At 48.3% G+C, this 19,077-nt stretch carries 17 protein-coding genes; 6 read left to right on the top strand and 11 right to left on the bottom strand.

The features are described from left to right. Positions 1-218 precede the first annotated feature (218 nt). Both DDZ15_RS07845 and DDZ15_RS07840 read left to right on the top strand, forming a co-directional pair. Positions 219-1,001, top strand: coding sequence for an SDR family NAD(P)-dependent oxidoreductase (locus DDZ15_RS07845; protein ID WP_109646542.1), 783 nt, complete (start codon positions 219-221; stop codon positions 999-1,001). Positions 1,002-1,041: 40 nt separating this feature from the next. Then, on the top strand, positions 1,042-1,488 hold the full coding sequence (locus DDZ15_RS07840) for a hypothetical protein (RefSeq protein WP_109646541.1): 447 nt from the start codon (positions 1,042-1,044) through the stop codon (positions 1,486-1,488). Between the two features lie 556 nt (positions 1,489-2,044). On the opposite strand, the gene DDZ15_RS07835 is transcribed toward DDZ15_RS07840, so the two are convergent. The 3 genes from DDZ15_RS07835 to DDZ15_RS07825 form a co-directional block, all read right to left on the bottom strand. Beyond that, on the bottom strand, positions 2,045-2,284 hold the full coding sequence (locus DDZ15_RS07835; RefSeq protein WP_109646540.1) for a TIGR03643 family protein: 240 nt from the start codon (positions 2,282-2,284) through the stop codon (positions 2,045-2,047). 123 nt (positions 2,285-2,407) lie between these two features. Then, on the bottom strand, positions 2,408-3,499 hold the full coding sequence (locus tag DDZ15_RS07830) for a mechanosensitive ion channel family protein (RefSeq protein WP_158278647.1): 1,092 nt from the start codon (positions 3,497-3,499) through the stop codon (positions 2,408-2,410). A 19-nt stretch (positions 3,500-3,518) separates the two neighbouring features. After that, the gene (locus tag DDZ15_RS07825; RefSeq protein ID WP_109646538.1) at positions 3,519-6,614 is read right to left on the bottom strand and encodes a hypothetical protein; all 3,096 of its coding nucleotides are present in this window, start codon (positions 6,612-6,614) and stop codon (positions 3,519-3,521) included. A gap of 220 nt (positions 6,615-6,834) precedes the next feature. Here DDZ15_RS07825 and DDZ15_RS16825 point away from each other — a divergent pair, with 220 nt between their 5' ends. Both DDZ15_RS16825 and udk read left to right on the top strand, forming a co-directional pair. Then, positions 6,835-8,121 (top strand): N-acetylmuramoyl-L-alanine amidase family protein, encoded by a 1,287-nt coding sequence (locus DDZ15_RS16825; protein WP_199222914.1) that lies wholly within the window; start codon positions 6,835-6,837, stop codon positions 8,119-8,121. Then, positions 8,114-8,758 carry a uridine kinase gene (gene udk / locus DDZ15_RS07815; protein WP_109646537.1) on the top strand — a complete coding sequence of 215 codons (645 nt, stop codon included), beginning with the start codon at positions 8,114-8,116 and terminating at the stop codon, positions 8,756-8,758. The genes DDZ15_RS16825 and udk overlap by 8 nt, the downstream gene beginning before the upstream one ends. A 9-nt stretch (positions 8,759-8,767) precedes the next feature. Here udk and DDZ15_RS07810 read toward each other — a convergent pair whose 3' ends face one another. Continuing rightward, positions 8,768-9,508, bottom strand: a complete 741-nt coding sequence (locus DDZ15_RS07810; RefSeq protein ID WP_146198543.1) for a type III pantothenate kinase — start codon at positions 9,506-9,508, stop codon at positions 8,768-8,770. Positions 9,509-9,598: 90 nt separating this feature from the next. Between DDZ15_RS07810 and DDZ15_RS07805 the strand changes: the two genes are divergently transcribed. Continuing rightward, positions 9,599-10,315: an SDR family oxidoreductase gene (locus tag DDZ15_RS07805; RefSeq protein WP_109646535.1), complete on the top strand. Its 717-nt coding sequence runs from the start codon at positions 9,599-9,601 to the stop codon at positions 10,313-10,315. A 12-nt stretch (positions 10,316-10,327) separates the two neighbouring features. Next, entirely contained in the window at positions 10,328-10,759 is a 432-nt protein-coding gene (locus DDZ15_RS07800) for a DUF4296 domain-containing protein (RefSeq protein WP_109646534.1), read from the top strand. Here the strand turns inward: DDZ15_RS07800 and DDZ15_RS07795 are convergent. The 7 genes from DDZ15_RS07795 to prfA form a co-directional block, all read right to left on the bottom strand. Beyond that, on the bottom strand, positions 10,756-11,937 hold the full coding sequence (locus tag DDZ15_RS07795) for a M20 family metallopeptidase (RefSeq protein ID WP_109646533.1): 1,182 nt from the start codon (positions 11,935-11,937) through the stop codon (positions 10,756-10,758). The genes DDZ15_RS07800 and DDZ15_RS07795 overlap by 4 nt on opposite strands. A gap of 4 nt (positions 11,938-11,941) precedes the next feature. Beyond that, entirely contained in the window at positions 11,942-12,526 is a 585-nt protein-coding gene (locus DDZ15_RS07790; RefSeq protein WP_109646532.1) for a flavin reductase family protein, read from the bottom strand. A 13-nt stretch (positions 12,527-12,539) separates the two neighbouring features. Then, on the bottom strand, positions 12,540-12,830 hold the full coding sequence (locus DDZ15_RS07785; RefSeq protein ID WP_109646531.1) for a hypothetical protein: 291 nt from the start codon (positions 12,828-12,830) through the stop codon (positions 12,540-12,542). Continuing rightward, a complete protein-coding gene (locus tag DDZ15_RS07780) occupies positions 12,817-14,292 on the bottom strand; it encodes a GNAT family N-acetyltransferase (protein ID WP_109646530.1) in 1,476 nt (491 codons plus the stop codon). Before DDZ15_RS07780 ends, DDZ15_RS07785 begins: the two co-directional genes overlap by 14 nt. 315 nt (positions 14,293-14,607) lie before the next feature. Continuing rightward, the gene (locus DDZ15_RS07775; RefSeq protein WP_158278646.1) at positions 14,608-16,632 is read right to left on the bottom strand and encodes an ATP-binding protein; all 2,025 of its coding nucleotides are present in this window, start codon (positions 16,630-16,632) and stop codon (positions 14,608-14,610) included. Positions 16,633-16,864: 232 nt separating this feature from the next. Then, positions 16,865-17,476 carry an inorganic pyrophosphatase gene (locus tag DDZ15_RS07770; protein ID WP_109646528.1) on the bottom strand — a complete coding sequence of 204 codons (612 nt, stop codon included), beginning with the start codon at positions 17,474-17,476 and terminating at the stop codon, positions 16,865-16,867. Positions 17,477-17,527: 51 nt separating this feature from the next. Then, positions 17,528-18,607, bottom strand: coding sequence for a peptide chain release factor 1 (gene prfA, locus DDZ15_RS07765; RefSeq protein ID WP_109646527.1), 1,080 nt, complete (start codon positions 18,605-18,607; stop codon positions 17,528-17,530). Between the last annotated feature and the right edge of the window lie 470 nt (positions 18,608-19,077).

Below are 19,077 nucleotides of genomic sequence, written 5' to 3'. Positions count from 1 at the left end.
TCATATTAACACTCAGCCCCGCAGGAGTCACAACGAGAGAGTGTGGACTTTCCTGTACATTTCATTATTTCGAACTCAGGTTAATATAATCATCTCATTATTCTTATAATTTCATGCTACATCCGGAATCTCCCTAAAAGAGTATTTAACCTGAATTATGGCTGCATACTCTTTCTTTCAATACGGTTCTTCCGGATCATCATAAACACTTTACCTTCATGAAAGAAACCGCACTTATTACCGGCGCATCAAGTGGTATCGGCATGGAACTGGCCAGGGTGTTTGCCCGTGAGGGTTACAACCTGCTCATTACAGCGCGAAGGGAAGAGAAGCTCCGTGAACTTGCCAACCATCTTGAAGAGGCTTTCCGAATTAATGTTATCTGCCTGGCTGCCGATTTGTCGACTCCGGAATCGCCGCGGGAAGTTTACGATTTTGCCGTCTCGAACAACCTGAATGTGACCGTATTGATCAACAATGCGGGGATCGGTGACTACGGTTTTTTTCACCGGTCAGACTGGGACAAAACCGCCACCATGATCGATCTCAATATGCGCTCACTCACCCATCTCACAAGGCTTTTTCTGCCCGATCTGATCAGTAAACAACGTTCTTATATCATGAATGTAGCCTCCACGGCCGCTTTCCAGCCCGGTCCGCTCATGAGCGTTTATTACGCCAGCAAGCAGTATGTACTTGCATTCGGCGAGGCCATTGACAATGAACTTAATCATACCGGTGTACATGTAACGACGCTCTGCCCGGGGCCTGTAAAGACAGAGTTTCAGGACACGGCAAATATGCAAAAATCAAAACTGGTCGATCGTATCCCCATGGCTGAGGCAGAGGATGTGGCGGAATACGGATACAAAGCCATGATGAAGGGTAAACGTGTTGCCATTCATGGATTTCAGAATAAGATCTCATCCGTCATTGTCCGATGGCTGCCGCGAAGACTTGTAACATGGTCGGTTCGCAAACTTCAGGAACGAACACCCTGACCAAAATCATCCAAACTCATTTTAAAAAAACAGATTTGATATGGACACTTCACTCTTCACTCTGCTGCTCATTACTCTTTCGCTCTGCTTCACTGCCTGCGCCCGGCAGGATGAGGATGACGATGACCTTTCTGATACATCCATTGAAGAGATTGCGCGCATGATTCAGCAGGAAGTGGGCTCCGCTCAGGCATCATCAGCAGATCAATGCGACGTGATTCCGATTGGCGTTAAGCCGGCGGGCGGCCCCTGGGGTTTCCTGGTTTTCTCATCCGAAACTTCCGACAGAGAACGGCTGCAGGAGCTGGTTGAACGATATAACGAGCTGGACGCCGCGCGCAATGAAGAATCCGGCGGATTTTCAACGGCCGATATCGCCACAAGGCCGCCACTCATACTGCAAAACGGAGTCTGCACCGGCGAAGGCCCGTATGCATGGAATCCGGGGGACATTCTGGATTTTAATGATCTCGATGAGGGCGGATAGATTAAAGCCTGTCAGAAGTTAGGAACTTGAAGTACCCGAAATATCGGGACCCTCCTTCGCAGGTGTTTTGAAGAATTAAATGGCAATGGGCGTTCGGAAATAAAGGTCGCCCGTCTGCGAGAGGTAGTTTAAGAAAGCTTATAAGCTAATTTCTCAATTTCATATCTGCTCATAGATTTGTAACCACCCCTTGCCCATACTTACCCCATAGGGATTCCTGCGGGGCAAAGGAGGGGAATCATTTTGCCCACATCCTTATCTTAACGTGAGTTCGACATAAGAGTTTGTTGAAGAGTGTCCCTCCGTCGGCTGACGGAGGGCAATGGAAGTCTCCCCTCGAGGGGAGTACCGCCGTCTGGCGGGGAGGGGTGTTACGTAGTGAAATTAAGGGTAAAATTTAATTATTAGAGTCAATTCAATGCTCAGAGGGTCATCCCCCTCGTCCGCCAGCCGGCGGACTCTCCCCCCTTCCCACATAGTGATCCCAATGGGAAAAGGGGGACTTTTTCAGTTCAATTTCTTATCTCGAACTGACGTTATCTTAAACAGAGGTAAATCAATATGGTGAAGTAAACCGTTTTACGTCCTTCTTTCGCAGCTTGCGATGCTTGGTGTCGCGGCCGCTCACCCTTTTTCTCCACATTCTGAAACTGGAGGCTTTCATCTGTTTTCTCATCAATGCGATCACCTCTTTCTCACTCAGGCCAAACTGATGCTTGATGGCGTCGAACGGTGTGCGGTCTTCCCATGCCATCTCAATGATTCTGCTGATATCGGACTGTGGAAGGTTATCCATGCTGATCGGGTATATGGGTTTGCGCTTTAGGATACAGAACGGCTCTTAAAACAAAATCATTTCAAGATGAGTGACAAACCGGTTATCTGAGATTTGATGCCTTGCCCCGATTCACAACTCGTGTTATGATGCCGCCTTTTTCCCTTTTCCTTCCTGATAAATCTCATCCGGAATGAGACCCTGCCGGTTCAGCTCGCTCAGAATCAGTTCGGTAACATCGCTCATGAAGAGAAACTCATAACGGATATCCAGAACATATGCTTTCACCCGCATTTTCATCAGAAAAAACTTTTCGTTCATCTCGTTCAGCACAATCACATCTACCGGTTTGTTCATAAAGGTGTAGGGGGATGAATAGACAGCACGGAATGCAATCTGTTTGGCCTTTGCCACGTCTGTACTGGCCGGCAGATAGATTTCAGCAACCACCTGGCAATCGAGGGCACTCGAGTTGGAATTGGATACAGCCTTGTTCATCAGTTCCGCATTGGGAATAGACACAACCGAATCGTCGGGGGTTACCACGCGGCTCGATCGCAGCCCTATAGTTTGTACTTCACCGTAGTGCTCGCCAACCTGTATTTTATCGCCCACCTGAAATGGACGATCCAGGATGATCATGATACCGCCAAAGATGTTTTTCAGGATATCCTGTGAGGCAAACCCGACTGCAATACCAACCGATGCGGCAATGGTAATGATGGTTTCAAGCGGAGGCACAATTACTCCCGCAATCACAATGTAGATGGCAAACGACCAGATCAGAATCCGGCTGATCGGCACCAATCTTTTGATAAACAGGCGGTAGTTGGTAAGCTTCTCTGAGAGGTTATCTAATATCAGTGAAAGATATTTATTTATGTAATAGGTAAAGAACAGGATCAGAAAGGAGTAGAAAATCTTTCCGAATGAAATAAGCTCACGTATCTGTGCAATGTTTTGCTGGGCATCTGTGCCCGTTAAACCGTTGGCAGTATCCTGGTTACCGGCCGGTACAGCGTTCTGTCCGCCGCTGGTATCAGCTGCAGATTCAGATCCGGACTGAAGGTCATTGGTTCCGGTAGTATCGGACTGAACCGGGAGTTCCATTATCCTCTCCGAAACGGCAGTGTAGTTACGTTCTTCAGAAGGGAATCCGTACACTTCCGCAGATACCGCAAAAAGTCCAACCAGGGTCAAAACAATGGATATGAATCGATATGGGCTATTCATCATGTTATTCATGGGTCACCTGTCAATGCAGTATATTTCGTCTTTTAAGCATGCGGATGATCTGGCGGTATACAAGCTGATTCATGCGGTAGCCGTGGTCGGTTGCCTGCAGGATTCCCTTGCTTCGAAGCCGCGCTATCATCAGGCGGCTGTCATTCAGATCCTCATGCAGAGCCATGGCCAGCTGCTCCTCATTCAGCGTATCGTGCAGAGCAAATGCCGCCAGGGTAAAAAGCACATTTCTTGATGGAACCTCCAGCCGGTCCACGTCTGCCACCTCAATGGGTGCAATCACCATTCTTTTATCATCAAATTCTTTGATCGACTGCATCCAGAATATCGTTGCAACCGACATATTGCCCTCTGCAATGTTGGCCAGTTTTTCAAAATAGTAGTCGGCAAGATACTCCTGATCGTTGCCGCTGCTGTTTATCAGCTTCTTGTAGGCTCTGCTGTTTTTCACCGATTGAGCCGGTTCAAACAGAAGCTGAAAGCCTGTTGATTTATGCCTCACCATGACCGCTTTCCGTACCTGCTCTGCGGTAAGGGTATCAATTTCATCGATATGTGAAAAATACTGATCGGCACTGCTCATCTTTTCAAAAAATTTCCAGGTGTATCGCGATATGGTTACCATCCAGAAAATGTTTTTCTTGGTTGACGATATGAGCACCCAAAATGCTTCTATTGCGGAGAATCCATGCATATTGCGGATGTAGGTATTCTGCAGATTTTCGACCGCTATCACGATCCGTTTACGCCGATTCCCGATTTTCTCAATAAGGTCTTCAACCGTTTCAAGACCGCTGTATCCCAAAGCTTCTGAAAAATAGCTGACCAATGTTTTTTCATCGCAGAATGTGCGATCGAATACAACATGCACCACATCCTCCTTTTCAAACAATTTCTCCTCACTGAACCGCACGGCGTTCGTCTTTCCGCTTCCCCTTTCACCCAGAATCAGCACATTGGTCTCCAGCCCCTCTTTCCATGAAGCATAAGCACCCTCCATTGTGGTGTAAAACCCGTCGGGCGTAATGTTGAATCGGCTGTCAATCTCAAAACCCGGTTCAAACAGTCTTCTGTAGATAAACGGAAGCTCCAGATTCTGGTCTGATTTCGTGAGATACTCGGAGAGGCTGCGTTTTTCCTTCGAACTGATCCCTTCCTCTTTTGTGAAGCCCAGAAAGCGGCCCGCCACTGCACGGCCCTTTTTCAGTTTTTGCATCAAAAACCTCCAGAGAACCCTGCTCTTCTCGAGGGCATCGCCTGCAATGATCTCCAGTTTGTCAGTCCACTTCAGTGCAGTCTCTTTCACCTGAAGGGCTTTGTCCTGAATTTCAAACGCGTCGTATTCTCGCGACAGCATCGTATCGGCAAGATCATGGAGCGTTTTATCAAGCCGCTCCCTGATCAGTTTTTCGTATCCGTTCTGTTTATCACGGATCTGCCTGATCAGCTCTTCAAACTGGCTGATGGCCCTCTCGATGCCGCCCAGCGCAATATCCAATGGCCTTTCTTCCGCTTCATGGTCTTTCGATTCATAGGCTGCCGCCAGATTCACATCCACGATCTGCAGGTTCTCCGTCATTTTTTCGGAGATTTGCTTCATAAATCCGATCAGATCGGCCTTTTCAGGATTCATTTCACGAAGCGCCTTTTCCTGTATGTGACGTGATGCCAGAGATCTCCAATTCAGCTCATCGAACCGGATCTTCGGAGCGGGCAAGGATAACTCACGCTTTTCAGCCAGGCGGATGGTTTCTGTAAACCCGGACTGCTCGAGCTGCAGGTCACTCAGCTCCTCCTGAATGGATGTGACGAATTTCTTCATCGCCTCCTCATCATTCATTTTACTGAGCGCTTCGTCCTGAATATCCGATTTCAGTTTATCGCGCAGATCATCCGTGAGCTTGGCCGTAAGCGATGACTTCCCCGTTTTTTTGAGTTGTTCACTCATTTCACGCGACGCACTGATGGTCTGTTCGATAGGCAGGTATCCAAAATCCCTGAAAAAATTGTGCAGCTCGCTCAGCATATTTTTGCGGGCATCGACCGCTTCTATTCCGTAATCTGCGATCTCGTTCTGAATTTGCAGATCATTGCGGATACTTTTCAGACAGGTGAGCCAGGCCGACTCCTGCTCTTTAATTTTTCCAGGCACCGGTTCGTCCAGGGCATCGTTTTTCTTGAATGGGCGAATCGTTTTTCTCTCTTCGACGGTTCCGGCACGTTCACACCGCCGGATGACACGGTTGCGTATCATTTCCAGATACTCATCCAGATTTTCATTCTGGAGAATCTCTGTGCTTTCAATTCGTTTGATAACCTGCTCGAGGTGCTGCTCGAATTCATCAATTACCTCTATCCGGAAGGAGTTGGCTTCGGGAGCCTCACCGGATTGTTTCTTACTCTTTTTCGATTCCTTAACCGCCTCTCCGCTCTCCTCTTCTTCCCCATTTGAATGATGTTCGTCTCCTTTCTCCGATCCGTTATCCGAATCGGGATCCTGATCCGATGCGCCCTCTCCCTCCTGATTCTCTTCCGGTTTTTCAAGAAACAGTTCCAGGATCTCAGACTGATCCAGATACGACTCTGATATCCAGATCTGAAGCCACCCCATATCTTCAAGAAGTTCCTGTGCAATAATATCCCGAACGGGAATAACCTGGGTCTGATATTTTTTCTCACCGCTGAACTTACGGGCCGTTCGTTTAACCAGCTTACGCAGGATAATGTAGGGTGAATCGCCTTCTGCGGCGTTAAACCTCTCTTCAGACTGATTCTGTTCGATGGACCCCGGCAGCTCATCCAACTCAGATATCAGCATGTTTCGTATCTCATCAGCCATGGGTTTACTTTCCATCTCGCTGATTGCGCGGCGCAGTCCGGGCAGGTTACTGTGAAGAATTTCTACTGACCTTTCGTACGTATCTTTCTTCTCTTTTCGAAGGCGGAGCAACTCTTTATACGTCTCTCTGAGCCAGTTTCTCAGCGGGTGCTGAAAGCGGCTGTCTGCTTCCCTGATCAGTGCAGGAAAAGTTTCACCAAAAAACAGATTGATGTGTCTGTGCAGATCGGAATAGTCGTTATCTTTGTCTGTATCGTGTCGGTTCATTTATATGATATAACAGCATGCTGGCATTGTACTGAATAGTACAAAAGAAACAGCATAATTGATTATCCGAATATACGTTGATCTGAGATGTTTCAGTAACCGAATGCCTTTAACTGCAATTTAATGGAACATTCTATGGGGGGATTATTTATCAATACTAAAAAAAATGTGTACATTCCGTAAAATCATCTACACTCTCATAACTCTCTCAATTACAAAAATGAACCGATCTTTCATTTTTGATATGTTCATCCTGTGCGGATTGTTGTGTCTTGCACTTCCTTTTACAGGCACTGCGCAGTCGTCACTCGACCGGATCTCTGCCGTAGAACGCAGTGACGGAAAAGGATATGTGATTCGCTACCACCTGGATGAAATGGTCGACTCTTTCCGGGTAAACCAGCCCTCATCCGATATGATTCAGATGATGCTCTATTCTGGAGAGCTTGATACGGCAGGCATGAGGCTCCCTCCCGTATCCGATACATTCCCGGCCCTGGACGTTCACAAAACGGATCTGGGCGTGGGTGTAAATATTCATTTGGGTGAAAACAGCTTTTTCAAAACCTCTGTGTATCCCGACCAGAACCGTCGCCACCTGCTGCTTGCGCTGGAACGTACAGACCTCGATGAGATCCGGCAAATAACAGACGGCGTAGAGCCGATTGTATGGAACATTGACAAAACGCGGGATGCACAAATTCCGGATGAATCGATTGCTGAAGAAAATACTGACAACTCATTTTTAGGCCTCCGCACATCCGATAGATTCAGGACCATCGTGCTGGATGCGGGCCATGGCGGCAAGGACCCGGGCACATCCAATCGACGGATGGGAATCAATGAAAAGGATGTGGTGCTCGCCGTAACCCTGAAAGTAGGCGAATATATCAAAGAGTATATGCCGAATGTAAATGTGCTTTACACCCGTACAGATGATACGTTTGTACCCCTGCCTGAACGCGGACTGGTGGCAACCCGAAACAAGGCGGACCTTTTTGTCTCCATTCACGCAAACGCTGCTCCCAATGCACCCTCCGCCCACGGAACCGAAACATTCTTTCTGGGGCTTGCAAGAAGCGAATCGGCCCTCGAAGTGATGAAACGGGAAAACAGCGTGGTGGAATTTGAAAACGGCGGAGGCGGGCTGAACCTGAGTGAAGAGGAGCTGCTGATCTACGAGCTGACCAACTCCGGAAACATGGCCATAAGTGAACGGATCGCCACAATGATAGAAGATCAGTTCAAATACCGGGCCAGCCGGCGATCCCGCGGGGTAAAACAGGCCGGACTTGAGGCGCTATGGCATGCTTCAACTCCCGCAGTACTGGTAGAGCTCGGATTTCTTTCGAATACCAGTGAGGCGCGATATCTCACAAGCGAATACGGACAGGCTATCCTTGCATCGGCCATTTTCAGGGCGATTCGGGATTTCAAAGATGAATTCGACCGAAGTCTTCAGAATGGCGATACGCAGGAAACCACTTCAAGGGCCAGCAATGAATGAACCTGTTACTCGGCCACTGATTCTTGGTGTTGCCGGCGGCAGCGGTTCCGGAAAAACCACAGTTGTTAATAAAATCATCGATGGAATCGGAGATGATGTGCTGCTGCTGCAGCACGACTCCTACTACCGCGATCTGAGCCACCTCAGCTTTGAGGATCGTAAAAAACAAAATTTCGATCACCCCTCCGCTCTTGAAACCGAGCTCATGATCCGCCATCTGGACGCCCTGAAAAGCGGCTATCAGATTGACCTGCCCGTGTACGATTTTGTAGACCATACGCGGTCGGAAAAGACCGTACGCACCGCACCCAGGAGAATTATACTGGTAGACGGTATTCTCATTTTTGCGGAGCCCAATCTGCGCGAGCAGATGGATATCAAGATTTTTGTGGACACCGATGACGATGTACGGCTTCTGCGCAGGCTCAAGCGGGATATCAATGAACGGGGCCGTGACTTCGACGGCGTACTGCATCAATACGAGCGGTATGTTCGTCCCATGCACCTGGAGTTTGTGGAGCCGAGCAAGCGTTACGCCGATATCATTATTCCTCGCGGCGGTGAAAATACCGTTGCCCTGGAGATGGTGATCGCACTGATTCGCGGCAAACTGAGATATGGTTCTGAAAAAGGCTGAACCCTTTTTCTACTTTTGGATAAACGACCCTGATTCAAACTCCTGCATGCCCTCAAAAATGAGGTCCGCACGGTGAATCAGATCCAGCTCCCCGCCAAGATGCTCCAGCACGTAGGCGGCTCCTCCGCCCGTAATATAGACGTGATTCCCATCCGCTCGTTGTGCGAATTTGTCGACAAAAGATCGTATGGAGTGCAAAAATGACCCGTACACTCCCCAACGGATACACTCATCAGTTGTTCTGCCGGGCCAGTGATCGGGCAGATGGCGGTCCGTTGAAGGCAGTTCGGGCAGGAGCGCCTTCATGGTTTCCTCAAAAAGGCCTACCCCGGGCATGATCACCCCGCCGCGGTACACAAAATCACCGGTCATCATGTCAATCGTGCAGGCAGAACCGGTATCGATCACAATCACATTGCCTGTAGAAATGGTGCAGGCGGCCAGGCAGGTAAGAAAGCGGTCGATGCCCAGGGTACCGGGTGAGTCGTAATCCAGGTAGAAGGAAGGAATCTGACCCGTATGGAGTTTCGTTAAGCTGATCTTGCGGTCGAGATTGGCTTCCAGCACATCAAGCACATCCTGCCTCACGGAGGCAACCACAACGTCTTTTAATCCGTCAATGCGGTTCAGCTCCTCGGCAGCGGCCAGGGCGCTTTGATTTCGCATATGCAGATGGGTGTGCCAGCTGTACTCTTTTCGTTCCGATACTTTTATAAACGAATTTCCGATGTCGATGTATAGTTTATCCATTGTGCCGGATTGAGGAATGATTGTAATCCTTCCTGTTTTATATGAAAACAGTTCACTAAACTTAACCAAAATGAACAAAGTAAGAATCGAATGGATTTAAAAAATAAAAGAGTCATTGTTACTGGCGCCAGCAGCGGTATCGGAACAGCATTTTCAAAAAAACTGGTCGACAAGGGTGCCGTGGTTTATGGACTGGCGCGCCGGATACAGAAACTGAATGAGATCCGGCAACGGCTCGGAGAATCATTCATCCCGGTAGAGATGGACGTAACGGATCAGGATGCCATTGAAGCATGGGTGAACAGTGCTTTTGATTCGGAGACTCTGCCCGACGCACTCATCAACAACGCAGGACTGGGACGTTTCGGCAAGGTCGACGAGATGTCGACCGAAGACTGGCATACTATGATCGACACCAACCTGAACGGTGTTTTTTATCTCACCAGGCTCATTGTTCCCCTTATGAAGCAACATCCCGGAACATGCCATATTATCAATATCTCTTCTGTGGCCGGACTATTGGGTAATCCTGAGATTTCGGGCTATAACGCCACAAAATTCGGTCTGCGCGGCTTCAGCGAAGCGCTCTTCAAGGAGCTGAGGTACGACAAGATTAAAGTATCCACCATGTTTCCGGGCTCCATTGCCACCGAGTTTTTTGAAGTGGCGGCCGGAGGCGACACCCATTCCAATATGATGCAGCCCGGCGACGTTGCAGATACACTGATTCATCTGCTTGAAACACCCAACAACCTCCTGATCAACGAGGTGACCCTGCGTCCGCTGAATCCCAAAAAACCTGAATAGACAGAACCTGTTTTGACCCGAATCTTATCCATCATACGCGGTTCAATAATCATTTTTCTTCTGTTGCTTGTCGCTGCAGCCATTCAGGGGTGCAGCACGGAGCCGGATGTTCTGGAGGAAGAGGTGTACGGAGATGTGCTGATTGAGCTCACGATCGTGAACCATATGGATGAAAGCCAGCTTGGTGATCGCACACCCGCGGAGCTTCGCGACAGCATCTTCCAGAAATACGGGGTTACGCGGGAAGAGTTTCGGTCTGCGCACGATTATTACCAGAGAAACATGCAAAACCAGATGCTTCGTATTGAAGAGTACAGTGACAGGCTGCGAGCTGAACGCGACAGCATTCAGGAGGCCGAGAAGCAGTTCAGGCTGAACCTGGAAACGGAACGCATACGGGATTCCCTGAATACAGAAGCTGCCGACACCCTCGTTGATAACTAACGTGATTCGGGGGCGTTCACAATCTGCAGCGGCGGTTCCAGAATCAAAAGAGTCAAAAGCACGGCACGGTTCAATGTTTCATCGATCAGTATGTGCTCGTGTTCTGCATGTGCCCCATCTCCCACAGCGCCGAGTCCGTCAAGCGTAGGGGTTACCATGTTGGTAAGATTACCATCGGAAGCCCCGCCCGACATGCCGTCAGCCAGCTTAATACCTATCCGGCTGCCCAAAGCCTGAGCTCGGTCCCAAAGTATTTCGGTGCCCTTTGTTTTCTCCATGGGCATCCGGTCAATTCCGCCCTCTACGGTAATACTGACGCCATCGCTCCGGGGCACGATATTTCGGATTGCCTCATCAATTTTCCGGGCCTCCTCTTTTTTGGCGATCCGCACGTCCACTTCAATGGTGCTTTTTGCCGCGATCACATTCACTCGTTCCCCGCCCTGAATGGTACCTACATTCACAGTGGTTCCTTTTTCAGGGTCGTTCAGGTCGTAAAGCATCTGGATGATATAGGTCATCTCAACGATAGCGCTCCTTCCCTGTTCGGGTGAAAGTCCGGAATGAGCGGGCTTTCCATGAACCGTAATGAAATAGTTACCGACCCCTTTGCGGCTTGTCTTAATCCTGCCGTCAATTCCAAGTGCCGGTTCCAGCACAAAGCACCGGTCAGCAATGTTTGAGAGCCGCATGATATTGCTTCGCGACTCAAAACTGCCAATCTCTTCGTCGGACGTGATAAACACAACCGGGGTAACCTCCGGCTTCAGACCCATATGATCGATCGTTTTAAGGGCAAAAAGGATTTCAAGCAATCCTGCCTTCATATCGTAGATGCCCGGACCGCTCATCTGTCCGTTTTTAAGCTCGCAGGGCATGGATTTTAGTGTGTGCAGCGGCCAGACGGTATCACAGTGACCTATCAGCAGCTGATTCGGCGTGTTCTTTCTGCGTTCTGAAGGGATTGAAAGAAGCTGTCCGGCAGTGTCTTTTCCGGGAATCCGAACCGACCGGTAACCGATACTTTCAAACTGGTCTGTGAACCATGTGAAGATTGATTCCATGGTTTCGGGACGCGTGGAGGGCGTTTCCATCTCCACCATTTTGCGGAGCAGTTCCGTGAATTCCGATTTCCGGCTCCGAATCCACGCTGCAATCTCGGCTGGTTTCGAGTTCATACAACTATTTTTTAAAATCTTTCGGAAATGGAAATGACTGACTCTGTTTTATCACAGAATATCTTCCGGGTGCGAGGTAGGCCAACAGGGGTTCATTAAATATCAGATCATTATCGTCCTTTCCTTCGCTCCTTAAGGAATCCTCATCCACGTATGCACGGACCACACGACCCGTGATCAGGCTGTTTTCTCCGAATCCATCGATAATTTTGCCAAGCGTGCACTCGAGCTGCAAGTACGAATCTTCAACAAAAACCGAGTCGATCGTCTCTGCCGGAACCTGCGGCAAGACGGCAAGGCCGGGTTTGGTATCGTCATCACAGCGCGGGGTTGCGGTAAGGCTTGTGATGACCACCTGCGAGGGTTTTGGATAGCTGACGCTGAACTCTCCCGTCCGCTTGATATTCTGATACGTACCGTGCCTGGGTGTACACACAAACCCGAAGTAGTTTTTCCAGCCCATTGGAAAGGCCATGTGTTTGGGGGCAAGATCATAACGGCCATCCTCCTCTTTGCTGCCCACAATGACCAGCGGATTTACGGTAAAGAATCTTTCCCATATGGGGTGATCTGTGCTGATGGTTTGCATAATTCAGGCGTTCTTAGCCATTAAAAATTAGATTCTTATTTTTTCTCCATGCCTCCTCCACTTCCAATATACGAAGACACTCCTTCAGTATAGGCGGCGAATTCATAAGCCGAATAACCGTACCCGAGTTAATCTGCCGGTGGATGTAGACGATGGCTTCACTGTCAACGAAGCGGCACGTAGCGAGATCGAGTTCAAGGTGATCGCATTTAAAGAAGCTTCTCTCCAGTTCACGTACCGTCAGAAGGTTAAAGTCTCTGGCAATTTTCACGCGCGTAAACTTTCCCTGGTTACTGTGCTCCATTTTCAACCTCCTTTTTTACCTGACTGAGAACCCGTTCCGACATTTCCGAGTAGGTTACAATCAGTGACAGATCAAGTTTACAGAGTACGTGCTGCATCCGAAGGTGGTCTTTTCCCTTGTGGAAATGCGGCATCAAACCTGAAAAAACAAATCCCATCTTCCGCAGGGGTTCAACAAGCGTGGGCGTTACGGGATCCTCCAGCGGCAGATCGATGTAAATAATATTTATTTTCCTTGTTTTCAGGTAGGCGAACTTCTGTTCGATCGTGTTCAGTACGTTTCTTCCCGCAGAACGGAGAATCAGAAGCGAGTTTTTCTGATTGTAATCAACCTTCATGTCAATATCAGAAAACGGTGCACGAGCGGGATCGCTTTCGGGTTCCTTAAAATCGGGTTTCACATCAAATTGAGCATAAATATCGCTCAGCAGATCGCGGTATTGATTCGGCAGGTAGATCTTTTGGTTATGATCTTTTTTAAGTATCAGAAAATCTACAATCTCTGAAACGGGCTGCGGATAGGGGTCCAGAAGTTCATAGAGATGAACTGCCGGAAAATCTGCCAGCAGAATGCCTGTTGTTTTGAATCCGTATTGCTGATTCACCTTCTGACTGATATCGTGTATGCCGATAGCCTTTCCAAAAATTCCCTGGAGCTTGCTCTCTTTAGCACTCTCTATCAGCATCTCCATCATCTTTTTGAATAGTCCTTTCCTGCGAAATGCGGGTGCAACCACGGCTTCGCCCACTTCGCCAACGTCCGAGTCGCTCGTTTCCAGAATCGCAAAATATCCGGCCGGCCGGTCTTCATTTGTTCGCGCAATTACACCGATCTTTTTCTTTCGGATCACAGCCATTGCAATTCGTTTCGGGAAATAGAGATCTTCATTCGGGTAGCTGTACCCGTAGGATCTGTACACCAGCTTTGCAATGTCCTCTGCATCGTGTGCATCAATCGGAGCTACGATAAACTCCTCGTGGTCGAGCTCAGTTTTTTCAGTATCGGGTGACTCTTCCGGTAACAGATCCGGTTCCCGGTCGGTGATGATATATTTGATAAGGTGAAAGATTTTACCTTCTGCGCCACGGTTTTCGAAGGTAAATTCATCGGTCAGATATTTGACGAGTTCGAACCCGGCACCTTCAAATTCACCCTCCTCAATGGCTTTATTGGAATCATAATGATGCCGGTCGGGATCGAAAGGCTCGCCATACTCGTGAACTGTTATCTGAACGCTTGAAGAGTCGCTTCTGAAATGCACTTCAAAATGACCGGGCTCCTTCTGTTCAGGATAAGCGAAAAGAACAATATCAGTGACGATTTCATCCAGAGCCTGCGTCACCCGAACGGCATCATCTTCTGCCAATCCTGCGTTCACACACCACTTATAGGTAAAATCTACTGCCGACCCGATTACATTAACGTCGGAGGTAAGATTTAATGTGGCGTCCGGTTGTTTCATTGTGAATTCCGGTTTCAGGTTAATTTTTTGGACAAGGTGCCATACCACCGGACAAGCCGGAAAGCAGAAATTACGTACCCGTTAAGAACATTAGCAGATTCGGCTGAACCTGTCAAGACGCAACCGGCATCGTACTGCACCCAGTCTGCCGTTTGAAAGACGCTGTCATCTTTCATGAAATGTAATAAAAAGAGTTTTTTATAGGGAACCGGATTCAGCCGGGAAGAGCGGCAAGGCTGAATCTGATTGCAGATCTTTCCCACGGTTGGCGAGGCAAAACAAGCTTTTGGAGACACGATGTGCTTAAAATGTACGCTACGTCACATTTTCATTCAGATTACCGGCCGGTACGTTCAGATTCTCCGGATCTCCTGTTCCGGCAACTGAGAATTCTACATAAAATTCAGATCCCTCTCCCTCCTTGCTGATACAGCCTACAAAACCGTCCATCGAGCGTACCAGTTTTTTTACGATGTACAATCCTAATCCGGTGGATTTTTCATTTCCGGTCGGTTTGCTGGAAAGTTTTGAAAATTTACCAAATAGCTTTTCGCGTTCCTCCGCTGAGATACCCGGTCCCTGGTCAATCACTGAAATACGGATTCTGTCTTCAAACGTTTTTCTGTGGATTGATACATCAGAACCCATCGGGGAGTATTTGATGGCATTTGAGATCAGGTTATCCATAATCCGCACAAAGATGCCCTCATCCCCCATAATTACGGCTTCCTCCCCTTCCGAATGCCGGTTAATCGTAATTTCCTTGGCAGATGCTGAACGCCGGTAGTGAGTAAGCGACTCTTCCAGAAGATCGTCCACGTCCAGCTTCTGCATTCTCAGCGACCTTGATTTAGTATGCCCCATCGATTGCACATCCAGCAGGTTATTCAGCAGGTTCATCATTCTGTCTGTGGAAATGTGAATCAGATCCGTGTACTCCTCCAGATTTTTTTGCGTAGGGTTCTCCTCCGTCTCAATAAGCTCGACGGCGGTTTTGACTACCGTGACCGGATTTCTTAAATCGTGCGCAATGATGCTAAGAAATTCATCCTTTTCCTTGTTCAAATCAGCCAGCTTTGCATTCTGCCGTGCGATCTCTTCCCTTCTTTTTTTCAGCAGTTTATTGCCCCGTTTCTTTTGCCGGTTCATGTAGATCAGCAGCGACGCAATGACGAAGAGCAGTACAATGCCAGCTATCAGGGATTTGCGAATTTGGTCCTGCTGGGCAATACTGGCTTCCTGAAGGGCAAATTCTTTGCTTAGCAGCTCCAGATCGCGATTTTTTTGCTCAACGTCAAACCGGGTCTGCATCTCCTGCAGAAGATTGCTCTTCTGAATATTGTACAGCGTATCACTGTACTGGTGATAGAGCGTAAAGTGCTCATAGGCTCTCTGCATGTCACCTTCCAGTTCATGGATAGAGGCAAGCAGTTCATGGGCATCCTTGATTCTTTCGCGCTGATTTTCCCCGGTTGACAATTCCAGGCTTTTCGCCGCATACTCGATAGCGGTTTCCGTTTCCCTCCTGTCGAGATAGAGCTGTCCCAAAAATAAATAGGACGTAATCTGATGCAGGGTGAGCTCGTTGCGGTCAAAATATTGATTGGCTTTTAAGAGGTATCCGATCGCTTCATCCAGCTCGCCCATGTTCCTTAGCGTATTGCCGATATTGAGCGTAGCCACCATATGAACCAGTGTGTCTGAAGCCACATCCAGTGCCTGCTGCTGCGATTCCCTGAAATGACTTAGCGCTTCATCATAATTGCCCTGTCGCCGCTGAATTACGCCCAGATTGTTTAGCATAAGATACACCTGGTCACCCAGTCCTATCTCACCGTGAAGCGTGATGCTGGAGGACAAAAAATCAGCTGCACGTTCGTAATTTTTCTGTTCCAGGTGAACAAGTGCAATGTTGTTCATCAGTGCGGCAGCACGTTCGCGGTTTCCAAGTTCGTTTTCGAGCTCCATAGCCTGGAGGTAGTGCTGAAGGGCGTGCTCATAGTCACCGAAGTCAAGATACTTATTCGCTACCATATTCAGCGCACGCGCCCTCCCGTCGGTATATGAAATGGATTCGGAGAGAAGAAGCGCTTCACGGGCGGAGATAAAGGAGAGCCTGGAGTTTTTATCGTGCAGCTCTGCAGAGAGTGTCAGAAGTGAATCAACTCCTTCCTCTGTTTGCGGTACAGCACTGAATGTTTCGGTATCTGCGTTATAAATGTAGTACTGACCGGTTTTTTCCTGATCTGCCGGTTCCAGAGGATCATCACCGGCCAAACATATTCCAGGCATGAATTGAAGCGTCAAAACCGCAGCAATGAGCAAATTTTTTGATACCATGTATATTTTATATTTGTACAAACAGGGCTTTTTGTACCAAAAAGCCATCTGTTAAATCCCAGTCACCCTACACAGTCTGTAAATATTAGAAAATTTTAATAAAAGAATTAAATGGTTCCTGTCCGAAAAGTCAATGGGGACCTGCAAAATTTTAATAATAGTGCATCGATTTCAGACAATAATTCATTTAAAAACCTGATTTTATTTAATTTAAATTTTTAAAAAACAGGAATTATTCTCCGAACATGTCTTTATAATCCTCTACCGATGCTTCAATAACACGAAAAGCCTCTTCGCGACCGTACACCCGATCTACATATACATCCGATTCCTGTCCCGGAATCAGCTTGTAGGTTCCAAAGTAGTGTCGAAGCCGCTCTATCAGCACGTCCGGCAGATCGTCGATCTCCTGCACATTTTTATAGTATTGGTCATTCTCCAGAACCGAAATGATTTTATCGTCTGCCTCGCCCTGATCGATCATATGCAGTCCCCCGATTACGCGTGCACTCAAAATCACCTCTGCGCGGTCGATCGGCCGCTCACTGAGAACGCAGATATCAAGCGGATCGCCGTCACCCACATCCGTTTTGGAAGAGAGCTTGCCAATCCGGTCGCCGCAGTAGGTGCGCGGAATAAAGCCGTAGAGTGAAGGTGGCATGGAGGAGCTGCGCTGGGGGCGGTCTACACGCATGTAGCCGGTCAGTTTATCCACTTCATATTTAATGGCGTCGAATGAAGTTACTTCAATAAATGCGCTGACTACGGAAGGCGAGTCTTCGCCGATATCAAGACCATGCCATGGGTGGGGGCGCCAGCGGTAAAAGGGATTGGGAAAGTTCATATGGATTTCTTTATTGGATATCCCGTTTCATGTTTCAGTTACATGAACGGATCAGTTCATCACTGCATTTAATTTCTCAAGATTATCCTCTACGCGAAGGGCTTTGATAACGTCACCGATGTTGCCCTTCATAATATCATCCAGGTTATAGAGGGTCAGATTGATACGGTGGTCGGTAAGCCTTCCCTGCGGAAAGTTGTAGGTTCTAATTTTGGCACTGCGGTCGCCTGTTGACACCTGGCTTTTACGGTCGGCTGCGCGTTCCGATCTTATTTTCTCCATTTCCATATCGTAGAGCTTCGTTTTTAGCATAACCAGGGCTTTTTCCTTGTTCTGATGCTGCGATCGCTCCTGCTGACACTCCACAACAACGCCGCTCGGTTCGTGTGTGAGACGAATGGCGGAATCGGTTTTGTTTACATGCTGCCCTCCGGCACCGCTCGAGCGGAACGTATCCACGCGAACATCTTTCATGTCAATCCGGATCTCCACGTCATCGTTCACCTCCGGCAGTACCGCTACTGTAGCAGCAGATGTGTGAACACGCCCCTGCGACTCCGTTTCCGGCACGCGCTGAACGCGATGAACCCCGCTCTCATACTTCATTTTTCCATATACTTCATTTCCCGAAAGCTCAAAAACCACCTCTTTAAAGCCTCCCTTTTCACTGTCAGTGACCGAGAGAACACTCATTTTCCAGTTCTGTGAATCGGCATAGCGGCGATACATATCAAAAAGATCTCCCGCAAAGAGTGCAGCTTCATCACCCCCGGTCCCCGCACGAATCTCCACAATGCAGTTTTTGGAATCGTCCGGATCTTTGGGGATCAATTTGAATTTAATCTCCTCCTCCAGCTCCTCCAGCTCCGTCTTCAGCTCTTTGTTCTCCTCCCTGGCCAGTTCGGTGATCTCCGGATCCTCATTGGCCTCAATCAGCTCCATGTTGCCTTCCAGCAGGTTTCGGGCCTCCTTCCACCGTTTAAAGTCCTCAACCAGTTCCTTTAGCTGGGTATGCTCTTTGGTGAGCTCCGCATACTCGCTGGGGCGGTCAAAGATGGACGGGTCCGCCATTGCCTGGTTGAGCTCGTGATAGCGCTGTTGTATCTGCTGTAGTTTTTCTTCTAAATCCATGAGATGATCTGATCAATTGACTGACGAGCCAAGATATTGAAATTCTGACCACCAAGCGAAAGGGAAAGGGTTTAAGGTTGAAGGTTGAAGGTTGAAGGTTTAAGGTTGAAGGTTCAAATAAATGCTGCAATAATTTTAAACCTTAATGCAAACAGTCTTTTTAATGTCGCAATCCTAGTCCAAAGGACGGCACAGACGAGCGAGGAATTCATTCCCCGGCTACAGGCTATCCCGAAGGGTCGGGACTGCGCTCCGAGCCGCAGGCGATTCCCACGAAGTGAACTGCACGCAGCAGGGTGCAGAGTGCAGGGTGCAGGGTGCAGGGTGCAGGGTGCAGGGTGCAGTCTTGTAGATGCCTGAATATGGTTGACGTTTTTAGTTAACATATAACATTTTGGTCGAAGTTAACTTCGACCAAATGTTGACGCGATAATCAGGGTGTAACCCCTGATTGAGCTCTTTGACAAATT

This window comes from Rhodohalobacter mucosus, from assembly GCF_003150675.1.
Lineage (GTDB): Bacteria > Bacteroidota > Rhodothermia > Balneolales > Balneolaceae > Rhodohalobacter > Rhodohalobacter mucosus.
The sequence above is the reverse complement of the archived record's forward strand: the minus strand, read 5'-3'. Positions and strand labels throughout refer to the sequence as shown.

What these genes read in the sequence shown, in the direction of transcription:
- DDZ15_RS07830 (WP_158278647.1), bottom strand. Translation starts at nt 3,499, where the DNA reads ATGATGAATAGCCCATATCGATTCATATCCATTGTTTTGACCCTGGTT.
- DDZ15_RS07845 (WP_109646542.1), top strand. Translation starts at nt 219, where the DNA reads ATGAAAGAAACCGCACTTATTACCGGCGCATCAAGTGGTATCGGCATG.
- DDZ15_RS07810 (WP_146198543.1), bottom strand. Translation starts at nt 9,508, where the DNA reads ATGGATAAACTATACATCGACATCGGAAATTCGTTTATAAAAGTATCG.
- DDZ15_RS07835 (WP_109646540.1), bottom strand. Translation starts at nt 2,284, where the DNA reads ATGGATAACCTTCCACAGTCCGATATCAGCAGAATCATTGAGATGGCA.
- DDZ15_RS07775 (WP_158278646.1), bottom strand. Translation starts at nt 16,632, where the DNA reads ATGGTATCAAAAAATTTGCTCATTGCTGCGGTTTTGACGCTTCAATTC.
- udk (WP_109646537.1), top strand. Translation starts at nt 8,114, where the DNA reads ATGAATGAACCTGTTACTCGGCCACTGATTCTTGGTGTTGCCGGCGGC.
- DDZ15_RS07825 (WP_109646538.1), bottom strand. Translation starts at nt 6,614, where the DNA reads ATGAACCGACACGATACAGACAAAGATAACGACTATTCCGATCTGCAC.
- DDZ15_RS07805 (WP_109646535.1), top strand. Translation starts at nt 9,599, where the DNA reads ATGGATTTAAAAAATAAAAGAGTCATTGTTACTGGCGCCAGCAGCGGT.
- DDZ15_RS07770 (WP_109646528.1), bottom strand. Translation starts at nt 17,476, where the DNA reads ATGAACTTTCCCAATCCCTTTTACCGCTGGCGCCCCCACCCATGGCAT.
- DDZ15_RS07795 (WP_109646533.1), bottom strand. Translation starts at nt 11,937, where the DNA reads ATGAACTCGAAACCAGCCGAGATTGCAGCGTGGATTCGGAGCCGGAAA.
- DDZ15_RS07840 (WP_109646541.1), top strand. Translation starts at nt 1,042, where the DNA reads ATGGACACTTCACTCTTCACTCTGCTGCTCATTACTCTTTCGCTCTGC.
- DDZ15_RS07790 (WP_109646532.1), bottom strand. Translation starts at nt 12,526, where the DNA reads ATGCAAACCATCAGCACAGATCACCCCATATGGGAAAGATTCTTTACC.
- prfA (WP_109646527.1), bottom strand. Translation starts at nt 18,607, where the DNA reads ATGGATTTAGAAGAAAAACTACAGCAGATACAACAGCGCTATCACGAG.
- DDZ15_RS07785 (WP_109646531.1), bottom strand. Translation starts at nt 12,830, where the DNA reads ATGGAGCACAGTAACCAGGGAAAGTTTACGCGCGTGAAAATTGCCAGA.
- DDZ15_RS07780 (WP_109646530.1), bottom strand. Translation starts at nt 14,292, where the DNA reads ATGAAACAACCGGACGCCACATTAAATCTTACCTCCGACGTTAATGTA.
- DDZ15_RS16825 (WP_199222914.1), top strand. Translation starts at nt 6,835, where the DNA reads ATGAACCGATCTTTCATTTTTGATATGTTCATCCTGTGCGGATTGTTG.